Annotated in this window: 17 protein-coding genes; 6 read left to right on the top strand and 11 right to left on the bottom strand. The window is 61.1% G+C overall.

Translation table 11 applies throughout. The features are described from left to right. The 3 genes from KRX51_RS06485 to KRX51_RS06475 form a co-directional block, all read right to left on the bottom strand. The gene (locus tag KRX51_RS06485) at positions 1-375 is read right to left on the bottom strand and encodes a DUF485 domain-containing protein (RefSeq protein ID WP_370625056.1); all 375 of its coding nucleotides are present in this window, start codon (positions 373-375) and stop codon (positions 1-3) included. Between the two features lie 178 nt (positions 376-553). Further along, on the bottom strand, positions 554-1,294 hold the full coding sequence (locus KRX51_RS06480; protein WP_218362337.1) for an enoyl-CoA hydratase: 741 nt from the start codon (positions 1,292-1,294) through the stop codon (positions 554-556). 9 nt (positions 1,295-1,303) lie between these two features. Further along, positions 1,304-2,149: an aldo/keto reductase gene (locus KRX51_RS06475; protein ID WP_370625071.1), complete on the bottom strand. Its 846-nt coding sequence runs from the start codon at positions 2,147-2,149 to the stop codon at positions 1,304-1,306. 57 nt (positions 2,150-2,206) lie between these two features. On the opposite strand from KRX51_RS06475, the gene KRX51_RS06470 reads away from it, so the two are divergent. The 4 genes from KRX51_RS06470 (at position 2,207) to KRX51_RS06455 (ending at position 5,088) form a co-directional block, all read left to right on the top strand. Then, positions 2,207-2,473 carry a helix-turn-helix transcriptional regulator gene (locus KRX51_RS06470; protein WP_218362335.1) on the top strand — a complete coding sequence of 89 codons (267 nt, stop codon included), beginning with the start codon at positions 2,207-2,209 and terminating at the stop codon, positions 2,471-2,473. Positions 2,474-2,617: 144 nt separating this feature from the next. Then, a complete protein-coding gene (locus KRX51_RS06465) occupies positions 2,618-3,022 on the top strand; it encodes a hypothetical protein (protein ID WP_218362334.1) in 405 nt (134 codons plus the stop codon). Positions 3,023-3,032: 10 nt separating this feature from the next. Further along, positions 3,033-3,935 (top strand): ABC transporter ATP-binding protein, encoded by a 903-nt coding sequence (locus KRX51_RS06460; RefSeq protein WP_218362333.1) that lies wholly within the window; start codon positions 3,033-3,035, stop codon positions 3,933-3,935. Beyond that, positions 3,925-5,088: an ABC transporter permease gene (locus KRX51_RS06455; protein ID WP_218362332.1), complete on the top strand. Its 1,164-nt coding sequence runs from the start codon at positions 3,925-3,927 to the stop codon at positions 5,086-5,088. Before KRX51_RS06460 ends, KRX51_RS06455 begins: the two co-directional genes overlap by 11 nt. Here the strand turns inward: KRX51_RS06455 and KRX51_RS06450 are convergent. From KRX51_RS06450 to KRX51_RS06415, 8 genes are all read right to left on the bottom strand, one after another. Then, complete coding sequence (locus KRX51_RS06450) at positions 5,085-5,690, bottom strand: response regulator transcription factor (protein ID WP_218362331.1); 606 nt, start codon at positions 5,688-5,690, stop codon at positions 5,085-5,087. The genes KRX51_RS06455 and KRX51_RS06450 overlap by 4 nt on opposite strands. Then, a complete protein-coding gene (locus KRX51_RS06445) occupies positions 5,691-6,773 on the bottom strand; it encodes a sensor histidine kinase (protein ID WP_218362330.1) in 1,083 nt (360 codons plus the stop codon). It abuts the gene before it with no gap. A gap of 10 nt (positions 6,774-6,783) precedes the next feature. Beyond that, positions 6,784-7,557 carry an ABC transporter permease gene (locus KRX51_RS06440; RefSeq protein WP_218362329.1) on the bottom strand — a complete coding sequence of 258 codons (774 nt, stop codon included), beginning with the start codon at positions 7,555-7,557 and terminating at the stop codon, positions 6,784-6,786. Positions 7,558-7,562: 5 nt separating this feature from the next. Then, on the bottom strand, positions 7,563-8,453 hold the full coding sequence (locus KRX51_RS06435; protein ID WP_218362328.1) for an ABC transporter ATP-binding protein: 891 nt from the start codon (positions 8,451-8,453) through the stop codon (positions 7,563-7,565). A 70-nt stretch (positions 8,454-8,523) separates the two neighbouring features. Beyond that, the gene (locus tag KRX51_RS06430; RefSeq protein WP_370625055.1) at positions 8,524-9,405 is read right to left on the bottom strand and encodes a ribokinase; all 882 of its coding nucleotides are present in this window, start codon (positions 9,403-9,405) and stop codon (positions 8,524-8,526) included. Between the two features lie 15 nt (positions 9,406-9,420). Next, positions 9,421-10,362: a nucleoside hydrolase gene (locus KRX51_RS06425; protein WP_218362326.1), complete on the bottom strand. Its 942-nt coding sequence runs from the start codon at positions 10,360-10,362 to the stop codon at positions 9,421-9,423. Positions 10,363-10,365: 3 nt separating this feature from the next. Further along, a complete protein-coding gene (locus tag KRX51_RS06420; RefSeq protein ID WP_218362325.1) occupies positions 10,366-10,725 on the bottom strand; it encodes an FKBP-type peptidyl-prolyl cis-trans isomerase in 360 nt (119 codons plus the stop codon). Positions 10,726-10,805: 80 nt separating this feature from the next. Further along, positions 10,806-12,101, bottom strand: a complete 1,296-nt coding sequence (locus KRX51_RS06415; protein ID WP_218362324.1) for a citrate synthase — start codon at positions 12,099-12,101, stop codon at positions 10,806-10,808. Between the two features lie 326 nt (positions 12,102-12,427). Here KRX51_RS06415 and serC point away from each other — a divergent pair, with 326 nt between their 5' ends. Next, positions 12,428-13,564 carry a phosphoserine transaminase gene (gene serC, locus KRX51_RS06410; RefSeq protein ID WP_218362323.1) on the top strand — a complete coding sequence of 379 codons (1,137 nt, stop codon included), beginning with the start codon at positions 12,428-12,430 and terminating at the stop codon, positions 13,562-13,564. Positions 13,565-13,677: 113 nt separating this feature from the next. Then, the gene (sepH, locus tag KRX51_RS06405) at positions 13,678-14,502 is read left to right on the top strand and encodes a septation protein SepH (protein WP_218362322.1); all 825 of its coding nucleotides are present in this window, start codon (positions 13,678-13,680) and stop codon (positions 14,500-14,502) included. Positions 14,503-14,505: the final 3 nt, after the last annotated feature.

Below are 14,505 nucleotides of genomic sequence, written 5' to 3'. Positions count from 1 at the left end.
TTACTTGCCCTCCTTGATGCGCTGCGCGATTTCGCCGGATTCCATGGCCTCGCGGATAACGGTCTGCTTCTCCGTGAGGTTCTTATTGCCGAAGGTGATGTACCAGGCGGTGATCGCGAAAGTGGTCACGAACTGCAGGAAACCGAGCAGAAAGCCCAGATTGATATTGCCGATGAGCTGGTAGGTCATGATGTCGGGCACGAAGATGGCCACCAGCACGTAGGTGAAGTACCAGAGCAGACCAGCGATAGTCAGTGGGATGGCGAAACCGCGGAAGGTGGAGCGGAGCAGCTGGAACTCCTCCGTCTGCTGGACGTAGCGGTACTCCTCCGCCGTTGGAGTGTGCCGGGCCTCCGGCACGGGGTGTGTGCTCACGATGAACCTTTCCGGTTGAGGGGCAGCGCTTTTTCGTATTTGCAAAAGAAAATACATTAGGCGCGGCGAGCCGCGGAACTAATTCCGGAAAAACCGTGGAAATCCACCACTGACCAGTTAATTAACCATCATTAATGGCTTTACCCCCACATCCCCCCCGCCCTGACCAGCTATATCGCTATTTCCCCCGAAAAACCGGCGCCCGACGCTCAGCGCGCGCAGCAGCAGCCTCAGCAGCATCCGCAGAGGCCCACACCGCCTGATACAGCTCTCGCTCAGCCTCTGTGGGCACACCATCGTCGTTAAGCACCATCTTGTGATAGCGCAAACTCATCGGCGCATACCGGGAAATTTCGTCGGCAAGCTCATCGGCACGCGCGGAATCCCCCTCATACGAGGCGAAACCACAGGCCACCGCCCCAGCGACATCCATCCGAGCCGCCGCCAACAGCAGAGTGCGCGAACGCGCCCCACCGAGCAACACCTGAGCCCGGCGAATAGTCCACGGATCCACCGCAATCCCCAGTTTCACCGGAGGCACCTGGAACCAGGCGCCCTGACCCACCACCCGCAAATCCGCGGCCATGGCCAGCTGCATCCCCGCCCCCACCGTCGGACCCTGAATATCCGCAATAATGATGAGCGGACAATCCTGCATAGTGGTCAGCATCCGGCGCAGCTCAGCGTGGAAATCCTCGGCAATATGCGCCCCATCCAGATCCGCGCCGGCACAAAACGCCCGACCAGCACCGCGCAACACAATGACACGGGCGTCATCTCGCGCGGCGGCGGCATCGACACCGTCGGCAATGGCAGCACATACCGACGTCGACAATGCATTGCGGCGGTGGTCGCGATCAATAGTGATCTCAGTTATGGCGCCACTATGGGCAACACGAACCTCTGGGGCGTTCGACATGACTGTAGATTACCCGCCAAAAGTGCGCGGGTCGCCGCCAATTCGCCGATTCCCAGCAGTGCCGGCGAGACCCGCCAGGACGGTCATCGCCGTGTCGTCGAGACGGAAATCCAGCACGTCGAAATTTTCCGCCACCCGATCCGCATGGGCGGACTTCGGGATGGCCACCAGGCCGCGATCGAGATGCCAGCGCAACACCACCTGGGCAGGAGTGCGGCCCAAGTCGGCGGCGAGTTGCTTCAGCTGCGGATTGTCGAAGTCCTGGCCGCGACCCAGCGGGGCCCAACTCTCGGTAATAATGCCGCGCTTGGCATGCTCGGCGACGAGATCATTTTGCGGATACCCCGGGTGCAGCTCCACCTGGTTGACTGCGGGCGCTTCCGGCAGGTCAGCGAGGACCTCCGGGTAGAAATTCGCCACCCCAGCAGAACGGGTGAGGCCTTCGTCACGCAGCTCCATGATGGTTTCATACGTCTCGACATAGCGGCCGGCGGAGGGCACCGGCCAGTGCACAAGCAGCAGGTCCACATAGTCCAGACCGAGACGCTGCAGGCTCGCGGCAGCAGAGGCGCGGGTGCGTTCGGCTCCTTGGTCGTCATTCCACACCTTGGTGGTGACGTAGAGGTCCTCCCGGGAGACATCACCGGCGGCGATGGCGTCGGCAATGCCTGCACCGACACCGCCCTCATTGTCATAGAAGGCTGCGGTGTCGATATGGCGGTAGCCGAGGCTGATGGCGGTGCGCACTGCGCTGCGGGCAGTGGCGTCATCCATCTTGTAAGTGCCCAGGCCTAATTGCGGAATGCGGTGGCCGTCATTGAGCTGGAGAAAAGGAGTGTCGGTCATAGTTGCCAGTGTGCGCGTGCCAGCGCAACCTTGACAACCTGTTGGGTTTTTACAACACTTTGTCGTATGAGCCCAGTAAAACGTGGCCCAGAGCGGCCAATCTACAACCGGATCGGTGTCCTGCGCGCCGAACGCGGGCTCAGTCGCGCAGAGCTTGCCGACGCGGTTGCCGTCAACCGGCAAACAATCGGCGCCCTTGAGCGTGGCGACCACTACCCCAGCCTCGACCTTGCTTTTCGCATCTGCGAGGTCTTCGGGCTGCCAGTAGAAGCAGTCTTCTCCCGCGAAGAATTCACCCCAATGTCCGCCGAGCTCTACCAAGCGCACGTATAGGAGCCGCCCATGACTACCGCAGTACAACGGTGGACACACCACCGGGAACGCACATACGTACGCAAACAGAGCAGGACACAACACAGGTACCCGAAGCTCCGCACCACCCGGGGACGACGCCTTGTCGTCATTATCCATTGCGCCTTGATCGCCAGTCTCGGCTGCAGCGCAATCCCGCTGATTCTTGGTCTAAAAAACAACTCCGGGTGGGTGGTGGCGCCCTGGTTCCTGCTCACTGTCGCCATGCTGCTCAGCTGGAATGCGCTACAAGCCGTCACCGACAATGTCGAAAGCGCACCGGCGAGTTACCTAGACGAGTACGAATACGAGCGCATTCAGCACATGCGAGCGCTCAGCTACCGACTACTCGTCACAGTCAACGCGATATACATCGTTGCGTTGGCAATGGTCGGCGTTGTTGTCGTCAACACTGACCCCTGGTGGGGCGTGTACGTCCCCTACACCGCAGGCATTATTGCGCTCGTTGGTTGGATGGCGATCCTGTCCTTCCCCGCCGCCATATTCGCCTGGAACATGGCAGATGATTAAGGAGCAATTGATGAGCCTAGTTATCGATAACCTTGTGAAAACCTACGGTGAGCTGCGCGCCCTGGATGGGATGAGCTTCACCGTGCACCCCGGTGAAATTTATGGCTTCGTTGGCTCCAATGGCGCCGGCAAAACCACCACCATGCGCATCGCGCTGGGCGTGCTCGAACAGGACTCAGGTGAAGTCCGCCTCGGCGACCGCGTGATGGACGAAACACTGCGCCGCACTGTGGGCTATATGCCCGAAGAGCGTGGCCTGTACCCGAAGGAAAAGGTCGGCAAACAGTTGGCCTATTTCGCCCGCCTGCATGGTGTGGACACAACAACTGCCGAGCAGCGCACCAAGGACCTGCTGGAGACGCTGGGCCTGACCGAGCGTGTCGATGACAAAGTCGAGGAGCTCTCACTAGGCAATCAGCAGCGCGTACAGCTGGCTGCCGCATTGGTCCACAACCCCGACGTGCTGGTGCTTGATGAGCCGTTCTCCGGCCTGGACCCCATCGCCGTGGAGGTGATGGCTGGTGTACTGCGCGATTATGCAGCGCGCGGGGTGCCCGTGGTCTTCTCCTCCCACCAGCTCGACCTCGTAGAGCGGCTATGTGACCGCGTCGGCATTATCCGCGATGGCCGCATGCTTGCCGAAGGAACGGTGGCAGAACTGCGCCAGGTGGGGCCACGCCTGCTGCAGGTAGACGCGCCCGCCGCGCCGCAGGGTTGGGCAGACAGTATCCCCGGCGTCGTGCGCACCGAGTACGGCCAGCACACCCGCCTGGAACTTGCCGACGATGCCGCCGACGACGTCGACCAGCAGATCCTGAACACGGCGCTCAGCCACGGGCCGGTGCGCAGCTTCGGGCCGGTCACTATTCCACTTACCGAGCTTTACCAGGAGGTCATCACCAATGAAGAATAAATACACCGCCTCTTCTGCCATTGGCTCGGTGGCGGCCCGCGAATTGCGCTCCACCCTGCTTCGCAAAGGCACCCTGGTCACCCTGGTGCTCAGCATCGTCGCTATCGTTGGCGGCATTATTTTCACCGCCTACCAGCAGGACAAGGACTCCGCTGGGGTGGAGACCACCCCGATCGCCGTCGTCGGTAATGCCCCCTTCGCCGAGCAGCTACCCGATGTGGAGCTCACGCCCGCTGAAGACGAGGAAACCGCCCGCGAGTTGCTTGCCGACGGCGATGTCGACGGCGCACTGTTTCGCGACGGCGCGCAGTGGACACTGGTCGACGATGATATTTCCTCTACAACTGTGGAGCAGCTCCAGGCGAGCCTGACCGCTGCAGGCCAAGCCAAGGAGATCACCGCCCAGGGCGGGGACCCGGCGAAAGTTTTTGCTGCTGGAGCAGCCCAGCAACTCAATATCGAGCACACAGAGCAACTAGATATCGCGAAACTCCTTACCGTCGGTATCTCGCTGATGGTGATGCTATTCGCGGTGCTCATGTTCGGCGGTTATGTTGCGCAGTCGGTGATTGAGGAGAAATCGTCCCGCGTCGTCGAGATACTGCTGTCCACGGTGAAGCCACTCCACCTGCTCACCGGCAAAATCCTGGGCGCTGGGGCAGCTGGCTTGGTGATGGTGCTCAGCATTGGTGCCGCCGGTGTCATCACCGCCTTCGCCACCGGGCTTACCGACGGCTTCACGGTGCCGTGGACCACCATGGGCCTGATGGTGCTCTACTTCATCCTGGGCTACTTATTCTTCAGCCTGCTCTACGCCACTGGTGGCTCCCTGGTCAGCCGGATGGAAGATTTCGGTGGCGTGCAAACCCCGATTCTGCTGCTGGTTTTCGCCGTCATCTACGCCCCCTCGCTGGGATGGTCCAGCCTGGACACCCCACTGATGAAGGTTTTGGGGTGGCTGCCGCCGACGTCGATAAGCACCGCTCCCCTGCAGTACGCCATGGGCAATATGAGCCTGGGGGAAGTCCTGGCCGCCGCCTTCATCCTGGCCATCACCTGTGCACTGGTACTGCTGCTGGCCGTTAAGATTTATCCGCGCAACGTGCTGCGCACCGGTAAGTCCAGCGGTTGGATTGCCGCGCTGAAGGGCTAAAGCCACCCGCGGTCCTGCGCGGTGTGCGCCGCCGCAGTTCGGTTATCGGTATGTGTTTTCGCGATAGCCGAACTCAAGTGGTTGCGCACCGTGCCCTGGGAGATAAATAACGTCGCCGCTAACTGCTTAATGGACGCACCGGTCAAGGTGAGCCGAAGAAGCTCGCGTTCCCGATCCGTCAGCGGGTTATTCCCCTGCGCCAGCGCCTGCGCAGCCAGCTCCGGGTCAATAGCGCTACCACCAGAATGCACCGCGCGAATAGCATCAAGCAGCTGCTCGGCCGGGGCGTCTTTGACCATGAACCCCTTCGCCCCAGCGTCCAGGGCACGCCGCAAATAGCCGGCCCGACCAAATGTCGTCACCATCAGCACATTGCACTCAGTGCTGGTGGTGATTTTTTCTGCCGCCGCGATGCCATCCATCACCGGCATCTCAATATCAAGCATGGCGACGTCAACATCGTGGGCACTGAGGTAGTTAACTGCCTGCTCACCATTGGCTACCTCGGCGACGATATCGATATCGTCTTCCATCCCAAGTAGTGCCGCCAGCCCGGCGCGGACCAGGGTTTGGTCATCGGCAATGAGCACCCGAATGGGCATCTAACTGACCTCCACGGTGGTACCGGGATGAGTATTCGTCACGCTGAGCTCCATATTGCGCTCTGCGGCGCGCGCCCGCAGGCCACTGAGACCATTGCCGAACTCGCTAGTGAACCCAACCCCATCATCGGAAATAGTGAGCCGATCAGCGGCAAGGGTGACGACACAATGGCGGGCCCGGGAATGACGCACCACATTAGTCACCGCCTCACGCAGGCACATGGCAAATAACCGGTCTACCTCCAACGCTAGTTTCGGCAGCGCGTCTACGTCGGGAAGCTCAGCGCGGATATTGGCGGCGAAGAGGATCTCACGCGCGTGCAATAGCTGCTCACGGATACTGGTGCGATTGATCTCAGTCACAGCGGCACGCACCTCAGTAAGCGAATCCCGGGCAGTGGCGATAATGCCATCCAACTCGGCGCGGGCGGCCTGCGGATTTTTATCGATCAGTCGACTGGCCACCTGGGCCTGCAACGTGATGGCAGTAAGGGACTGGCCGAGAAGATCGTGCACATCGCGGGCGAAGCTGGCGCGCTGCTGGGTTAAGAAAAGCTCCTCGCGGTGCTTACGCTCCATCTCCTCACGCTCAATGGATAGCCGAACCCCTAATAGCGGCGCGGTGACCATGAGCATCTGCAATAAGAAAATCGGGCGCGCATCCCCACCAAGAGCCCAAATACCCAAACCACCACAGAAAAGAATCACCACAGTGGCGCCCAGGCCGGTGCGCAGCGTGTGGTTAAACACCCACAGGGCCACAAAATACGGGACATTAAAAAGAACCGGATGCCCAACTGCCGGGAACATCATCACCAGGCCCGCGAACATCACCACCATAAAACCGGTGGTATTAGCCATCCGGGGCAGCCGCGCTACCGGGCGGGGGTACACCATGCCGCATAGATAACTAGCGATGAAAACCAGCAACCCCGCCCAGCCGAGCGCTTTCGCCCCCAGACCAGCATCCCCGGCGGTTAGCGCCGGCAGAGCCGTTAATAAGAACACCAGCCAGCCACCGGCATAGATCAGGGTATTGCGGCGTTCCTTCGGCGTCAGCCGATCCGGGGGTTGATAGCCCATCGCCGTGCTCCTAACGATGTGTGCTGCGGCGGGAGGCGACTAGGCACACCGCGGCAAAAATGATGGTCCAGACAATGAGGTTGACGACCCCGACCCACAGTTCAGTGTCCTGCAGGGCCTGTGCAGACGGGGAAAAAATCTTGCCTTCCGTCATAGGCCACCGACTGATCGTAGCGCTGCCATACAGCGGGGTGAACTTAGAAATCGTCAGCATGAGCTCATCCAACGGGGCGAATAGATTGCCGAAGAACGCAAGCACCACAAGCAAACCCGAGGCACCAGAAACTGCTGCCTCTGAACGCAATAATAGGGCGGCGGCCAGGCCATAGAGAGCAAAAGGTGCCGCGGTAAGTACAACCAGAACCGCTGTGGCGGGCCAGACCCACCACTGGTCAATATCCGCACCAGTCACTGCACCGACAGCAAAAACCCCAATCACCGGGACCAGCGAAATCACCGTTGCCGTGATGACTTTGCCGACGATATAGCCCGTATCCGACAACGCAGTCAGGTTCAGTTGTCTACCCCACCCCGATGAGCGCTCCACTGCCGCTGCTCCCGCAGTGCTGGTGGTGGCAGTAACCGCGCCGTAGATCGCCATATTGATCATCACGAATGCCACCGGATTGCCCCGGCCCATCGACATCTCGGAGAGATTCGAGGTCGCGCCGAACATGAGGTAAAGCGCGATGGGCAACACCACGATGAAAAACATCGAGTCGAGCATGCGCAGATTTCGCCGCAGCTCCCAAGCGACATAGCGGAAGACAACCTTGGTGTTCATGGTCCCTACTCCTTAGCGGCGTCGTTCAGGCCGAAGAAAATTTCTTCCAGGCCGGGGCGGGCAATGGTGATATCCCGGATAAGCCGCTTCGACAGCAGCTCACAGGTGAGCGAGTCAGCATCGTGGGTGACAAAACTGACCGTGTCGCCGTCGACAGAAACAGTCTCGGCGGCAAACGTGCGCGGATCTTGCTCGCTGGTCCAGGTACCAGTGATGGTGCGGCCACGGTCTGCAACAAGGTCACTGAGCCGGCCATCGGAAATAATCGAGCCACGATCCATAAGCACCACCCGTTCCGCGAACTCATCGGCCTCATGCAGGTAGTGGGTGGCGAAAATAATGGTGCGCCCGTGGGCGGCCTCACTGTGCATGGTCCGCCAGAACTCGCGGCGGGCCGTGGCATCCAGGCCAGCGGTGGGCTCATCCAGGATGAGGAGATCCGGGTCAGTTAATAAAGACAGCGCGAAACGCAGTCGCTGCACCTGGCCGCCGGAGCACTTGCCGACCTTACGGTCAGCAAAATCAGTAGCCCCGGCGCGCTCGAGTACCTCGTCCACATTGCGGGGATGGTGGTGGCAGTCAGCGATCATGCGGGCCGTTTCAGCCACAGTGAGATCTTTCAGCAGGCCGCGTTCCTGCAATACCGCACCAATATCGCCAGCGGCGGCGGCCACCGAGGGGTGCTTGCCGAAAACCTCAATAGCGCCAGCTTCGGGCACGGCGAACCCCAATGCCATATCAAGCAGAGTGGTTTTCCCGGCACCGTTATGGCCCAGTAAGGCGACAATCTCACCGCGGTGCACGGTGAGATCGACATGGTCGACAGCGGTGAGATCACCGAATTTTTTAGTCAGGCCCGACGCGTGCAGCGCAGGGCTGTGCGTTGTCGTGTTCATACCTGCAATAGTGGCGTGAACAGCGACTATACAAAAGTGTCACCGATCCTGACTTTGCCCATGACATATGTCATGGGTGCAGCAAACGCTCAATATCCGCCGCGCTGCCATACGAAGCCTGGGCACCTAAACCACTAGCGGCGAAACCCGATGCTGCCGCGGCGAGGCGAGCCGCGTCGGCAAGGCTCATGCCCCGACTAATCCCGGCCATCAGCGCACCGACGGTCGCATCACCACAACCGGTGGTATCGACAACATCGACCTTATGCGCATCGATCTCAGTCACCCCGCTGTCTTCGAGAACAACTGAGCCCCGGCCACCCAAGGTCACCACGGCGGCGTGAATATTGTGCTTATCCACCAGGGCGCGGTGCACCTGCGGCCACGGGCCGGGCTGCACAAAATGGCCCAACTCGTGCTCATTGACCACCAGGACGTCCACTAATTCCAGCAGCTCAGGCTTGGCCTGCTCCAGGGGTGAGGGGTTACACACCACCGGCACGCCAATATCGGAGGCGATGCGGGCGGCAGTCATCACCGATTCCAGGGGAATCTCCAGACAAAGCCCCAGTACCTTCGCCCCACGGATCACATCACTGTGCTGGGTCACCACATCCGGGGTGAGGTCCGCATTAGCGCCAGCGGAGACGACAATGAAGTTCTCGCCAGCGTCATCAACGAAAATCAGGGCCGTACCGGTGGCCGTATCGACGCGCTGCACAGTGGAGGTGTCGACGCCAGCGTCGGCAAGCGCAGCCAACACCGTGTCACCGTGACTATCGGCACCAACAGAGCCGATAAAACCAACTTCCTCACCAAGCCGGGCAGCAGCGGCGGCCTGATTAGCGGACTTACCACCCGGCAGGATCGCCAACGCCCCGCCAGTGATGGTTTCCCCAGCACGTGGCAGGGCCCGGACTTGCACAGTGAGGTCCGCATTGGCGGAACCCACAACAGCAATCATGGCTTAGGCGTTCTTCGCGGCAGTCATCACTCGCGACATGAACATCTCCACGAAACGTTCCACATCGACGCCAATAGCTGCGCGCGTAGTCGGGGCGGAATCAGACAGCCGCATCTCATCGCCAATAGTGCGGCCACGGGTCGGGCCTTCCGTATCGACCTTCAACGCCAGATCCAACGTGGTCACCAGCGACGGGTCCAAGGCGACCGCAACAGCCAATGGGTCATGCAAACCGCAGCCACCCAGGTGCGGGGCCGTGGTGTCATAGGCGCGGATGTAATAGTCAGTCATCTCCGCCAGGAAGGTGCCGGCCGTACCCAACTCACGCCACTGAGCAGTGTGCTGCGTGGTCAGCAGGGTACGCAGGGTGACATCCAGGCCCACCATGGTCACATTCGCCCCGGAACGCAGCAGTTCATCGGCTGCCTCCGGGTCCTGGTTGATATTGGCCTCAGTCCAGGCATTGACATTGCCCGGGACAGTCAGCGCACCACCCATGATGACGATATTGGCCCGCTCGGCGAAGCTCGGGTCACGGCGCAGCGCCGCGGCCAGGTTCGTCATCGGGCCAGTGGCGACAATCGTGAGATCGTCGTGCAGCTTGGTTTGTTCTAGCAGGAAGTCCACCGCGGAAGTTTCCTCCGGGGTGCGGTTGGACTTGTCGATCTCAGCCTCGCCGATGCCATCAGCGCCGTGGATAAAGGCCGAGATCTCCAGGACCTCGAAATCATCCTTGGTCAGCGCGTGCGGCTCACCGGGGTACACCGGAACATTCTTCAGACCCAGCAGGTCGAGCACAGACAGCGCATTAGCCAGGCCATCCTTCATCAAAACATTGCCGTAGGTGCCGGTAATACCGATCAGCTCAGCATCGGGTGAACCCGCTGCGTAGGCGATAGCTAAGGCATCGTCGATACCGGTGTCGAGGTCGAGGATCAGCTTCATGGTTTACTCCACACCGAGCAGGTCGATGATGAACACCAGGGTCTTGCCGGACAGGAAATGACCGGAGCCGGCGGGGCCATAGGCCTTCTCCGGCGGGCAGATGATCTGGCGGCGGCCGCCGACCTTCATGCCCGGGATGCCTTCCTGCCAACCGGCGATGAGGCGTTCCAGCGGGAAAGTGATGGAATCGCCCCGGTTCCAGGAGGAATCGAACTCTTCACCAGTGCCGTATTCGACGCCAACATAGTGGACCTCGACAGTAGCGCCGGTATAGGCCTCAGCACCGTCACCGATGTGGATATCTTCACAAACCAGCTCAGTGGGGGCGGGACCAGTGGGGACGGTGATATGGGGTTTCGTCATTGACATTCTTTCAGTTTTGCATTCATGCCAACGGCCCCCGCCAAGCGGGCGGGGGCCGTTTACAGCACAGGGGGGGGGATTTAGCGGTCTTCGCGGGCGACGAAGCTGCGCTCGGTGTGACCGGTGTAAATCTGGCGCGGGCGGTTGATCTTATTGCCCGGGGTGGTGATCTGCTCGTTGAAGTGAGCAATCCAGCCCGGCAGGCGACCCAGCGCGAACAGGACGGTGAAGAACTCCGTCGGGAAGTTCATGGCGCGGTAGATCAGGCCGGTGTAGAAGTCCACGTTCGGGTAGAGCTGACGTTCGACGAAGTAATCGTCGGCAAGCGCAATCTCTTCCAGACGCATGGCGAGATCCAGCAGCTCGTCGCCGCCGAGATGCTCGAGCACCTCGTGGGCGGTTTCCTTGGCGATGGCCGCACGGGGGTCGTAGGACTTGTACACGCGGTGACCGAAGCCCATCAGGCGGACGCCCGGCTCCTTGTTCTTCACGCGGTTCATGAACTCAGTCGCGTCGCCGCCGTGGTTGTTCTGAATATCCTCCAGCATTTCCAGAACAGCCTGGTTGGCGCCACCGTGCAGCGGGCCGGACAGGGCGTTGATACCAGCGGCAACAGAGACGAACATATTGGCGCCGGAGGAGGCGACCATACGCACCGTGGAGGTGGAGCAGTTCTGCTCGTGGTCGGCGTGCAGAATGAGCAGCTTGTCCAGGGCGCGGACCACAACCGGGTCGACTTCGTAATCCTCGGTGGGGAAGCCGAACATCATGCGCAGGAAGTTCTCGCGGGCATTGAGCGAGTTATCCGGGTACATGTACGGCTGGCCCTTGGAGGCACGGTAGGCGTAGGCCGCCAACATCGGCACCTTGGCCATCAGTCGGTAGGTGGCCAGCTCGCGCTTCTCGGCGTCCAGCGGGTCGAGCTCGTCCTGGTAGTAGGCGGAGAGAATATTCACCGAGGAAGCCAGGGTGGCCATCGGGTGTGCCTCACGCGGGAACACGTTGAAGGCACGACGGAAGTCCTCATCCAGCAGGGTGTGGTGACGGATCTCGTAGTTGAAGGTGTCAAGCTCCTGCTGGGTCGGCAGTTCGCCGTGAATCAGCAGGTAGGAGACCTCGTTGAAGGTGGCCTTCTCAGCCAGCTCGCTGATGGGGTAACCGCGGTAACGCAGGATGCCGTTGCCACCATCGATATAACAAATCTTGGACTCGGTGGAGCCAGTGGCAACATAACCCGGGTCGAAGGTGGTCAGACCGGTGTCCTGAAGGAGTTTGCCGAGGACGACGCCATCATTGCCCTCAGTAGATTTGACGATGTCCATTTCGAACTCGCCACCGGGGTACTGGAGCACGGCCTTATTGTTGTCAGTAGCCACAACTTCCCTTTCGCTGGAATTGATGTCGTTCAGACAATCCGGCCCAGGGGCCGGCTAATGACCACGCTATACCGATCGCGTTCAGCGGCAGCGGGGGATGTCCCGAAGCGGGGTCAACCGGCGGTTAACTCGCCCATCCGAACAGCAGTGGGTTGAGGCACAGACTAGCAAACAATGTGAGTTTAGCAACACACTTTCAGAAATGTGTCCAGTTACCTCCACCCGGATGGAACCCCACCAATGCCGCGGTGGTGGTACTAACATCAGTAAGTATGCGCACGCCGCGCCTAATTGACCTTGCTTCCGACGAAAGGTTGCCCACCGACATGAGCGCCGAGTACCCCACCTTGCCCAGTGAACTACTCCCCGAGGACGGCCGCTTTGGTTGCGGACCTTCAAAGGTGCGCCCTGCACAGCTGCAGGCTATTACCGACGCCGGCGAAGACGTCATGGGCACCTCACACCGTAAGCCAGGGGTGAAAAACGTCGTCGCAGAGGTGCGCGAAGGCCTATCCGACCTTTTCCAGCTGCCGGAAGGCTACGAAATTGTGCTCTCCCTCGGTGGCGCCACCGCCTTCTGGGATGCCGCAACCTTCGGCCTGATCGAGAACAAGTCGATGCACCTGACCTACGGCGAGTTCTCCTCGAAGTTCGCCAAGGCCAGCAAGCAGGCACCGTGGCTGGCTGAGCCGCAGGTTATTTCCGCCGAGCCCGGCGACGCCCCCACCCCGGTTGCCGGCGAAGAAGGCGTCGACCTTATCGCCTGGGCCCATAATGAGACCTCCACTGGCGCCATGGTGCCGGTGACCCGCCCCGAGGGTTCCGACGGCCAACTGGTTGCCATTGACGCCACCTCCGGCGCCGGCGGCCTACCCGTCGATATCAAGGACGCCGACGTCTACTACTTCTCCCCGCAGAAGTGCTTCGCCGCCGACGGTGGCCTGTGGCTGGCCGCAATGAGCCCGGCCGCCCTGGAGCGCATTGAGAAGCTCAATAATGACTCCGACCGGTTCATCCCGGCCTTCCTTAACCTGCAGACCGCAGTGGACAATTCCCGGAAGAACCAGACCTACAACACCCCGGCCGTCGCCACCCTGCTGATGCTGGCCGACCAGGTGAAGTGGATGAATAATAACGGTGGCCTGGCCGGCATGGTCGAGCGCACCACCGCATCCTCGCAGCACCTGTACAAGTGGGCCGAGCAGCGCGCCGAAACCACCCCGTACGTCACCGACCCGGACAAGCGCTCCCTGGTCGTGGGCACCATCGACTTCGACGACGCGATCGACGCCGGCCAGATCGCCAATATCCTGCGTGCCAACGGTGTCGTCGACACTGACCCGTACCGCAAACTGGGCCGCAACCAGCTGCGGATCGGCATGTTCCCGGCCATCGAGCCGTCCGATGTTGAGAAGCTGACCGCTTCTATCGACTGGATCCTCGACAACGGTCTGGACAACTAAGCAGCACAACAGCGCCCTCGCTACACGCCGCATCGCGTCGATGCAGGCACAGCGGGGGCGCTGTCGCATACCATGAAGCTAATACACAGTCGTCACCCCAGGAGGTACTCACAATGCGTGAATTAAAGCCGGTAGCGAATCAGTCGCAGCCGGGCACGCGCATTGTGTGCGAGGTCGACGGGGAAGAGTTCGTACTCGCCGTCACCGACGAGCTGCGCGCCCTGATGGAGACGCCGACCACACCGCAGTCCGTCCCGGAACCAGAACCCGAAACCACTCCAGAACCGGAACCGGAACCGGCGGCACCGAAATACATCATGCCGCCGCGAGAGATCCAGGATCGGGTACGTGCCGGGGCCACTATCGACGAACTCGTTGCCGAAACCGGCATGCCGGTGAAACGCATTGATGCTTTCGCCCACCCCGTGCTCGCAGATCGGGCGCGGATCGCCGAGCAGGGCAAAAAATCGCATCCCCGCCGTGCTGACGGCCCGGCCAAACTCACCCTGCAGGAAATCCTCGCCGCTGCGTTCACCGCCCGCGGCCTGGAGCTTTCCGAGGCCACCTGGGACTCGCGCCGCGACCAGACCGGCCAGTGGATTGTCAGCCTCACGTGGCAGGCAGGCCACAGCGATAACACCGCCGAGTGGAGCTACCACGACGAGGGCGCGGGCAGCGGCACCACAGTTGCCCGCAACCAGGCCGCCGCGGAATTAGTGGACCCGGAAAATCACCGCCCCCGGCGTGGTCTGGCTGCGGTCTCAGAGACCACCCCGATCATGGCCCAGGAGCAGCAACCGGAGCCTGCCGACGAGGACCCCGATGACTCCGATTTCATGCTGAACCCGGAGGAAGAACGCCCGCGTCGCCGCCGCAGCACCGTCATGCCGTCGTGGGAGGACGTGCTCCTCGGCGTGCGCCCCACCGACCGGAAGTAGGAC

This window comes from Corynebacterium sp. TAE3-ERU12 (genome assembly GCF_019209905.1).
Lineage (GTDB): Bacteria > Actinomycetota > Actinomycetes > Mycobacteriales > Mycobacteriaceae > Corynebacterium.
The sequence above is the reverse complement of the archived record's forward strand: the minus strand, read 5'-3'. Positions and strand labels throughout refer to the sequence as shown.

Bases quoted from the DNA above. Each gene is read 5' to 3' on its own strand.
- KRX51_RS06470 (WP_218362335.1), top strand. From the start codon at position 2,207: ATGAGCCCAGTAAAACGTGGCCCAGAGCGGCCAATCTACAACCGGATC.
- KRX51_RS06425 (WP_218362326.1), bottom strand. From the start codon at position 10,362: ATGAAGCTGATCCTCGACCTCGACACCGGTATCGACGATGCCTTAGCT.
- KRX51_RS06460 (WP_218362333.1), top strand. From the start codon at position 3,033: ATGAGCCTAGTTATCGATAACCTTGTGAAAACCTACGGTGAGCTGCGC.
- KRX51_RS06420 (WP_218362325.1), bottom strand. From the start codon at position 10,725: ATGACGAAACCCCATATCACCGTCCCCACTGGTCCCGCCCCCACTGAG.
- KRX51_RS06435 (WP_218362328.1), bottom strand. From the start codon at position 8,453: ATGAACACGACAACGCACAGCCCTGCGCTGCACGCGTCGGGCCTGACT.
- KRX51_RS06440 (WP_218362329.1), bottom strand. From the start codon at position 7,557: ATGAACACCAAGGTTGTCTTCCGCTATGTCGCTTGGGAGCTGCGGCGA.
- KRX51_RS06445 (WP_218362330.1), bottom strand. From the start codon at position 6,773: ATGGGCTATCAACCCCCGGATCGGCTGACGCCGAAGGAACGCCGCAAT.
- serC (WP_218362323.1), top strand. From the start codon at position 12,428: ATGAGCGCCGAGTACCCCACCTTGCCCAGTGAACTACTCCCCGAGGAC.
- sepH (WP_218362322.1), top strand. From the start codon at position 13,678: ATGCGTGAATTAAAGCCGGTAGCGAATCAGTCGCAGCCGGGCACGCGC.
- KRX51_RS06480 (WP_218362337.1), bottom strand. From the start codon at position 1,294: ATGTCGAACGCCCCAGAGGTTCGTGTTGCCCATAGTGGCGCCATAACT.
- KRX51_RS06455 (WP_218362332.1), top strand. From the start codon at position 3,925: ATGAAGAATAAATACACCGCCTCTTCTGCCATTGGCTCGGTGGCGGCC.
- KRX51_RS06450 (WP_218362331.1), bottom strand. From the start codon at position 5,690: ATGCCCATTCGGGTGCTCATTGCCGATGACCAAACCCTGGTCCGCGCC.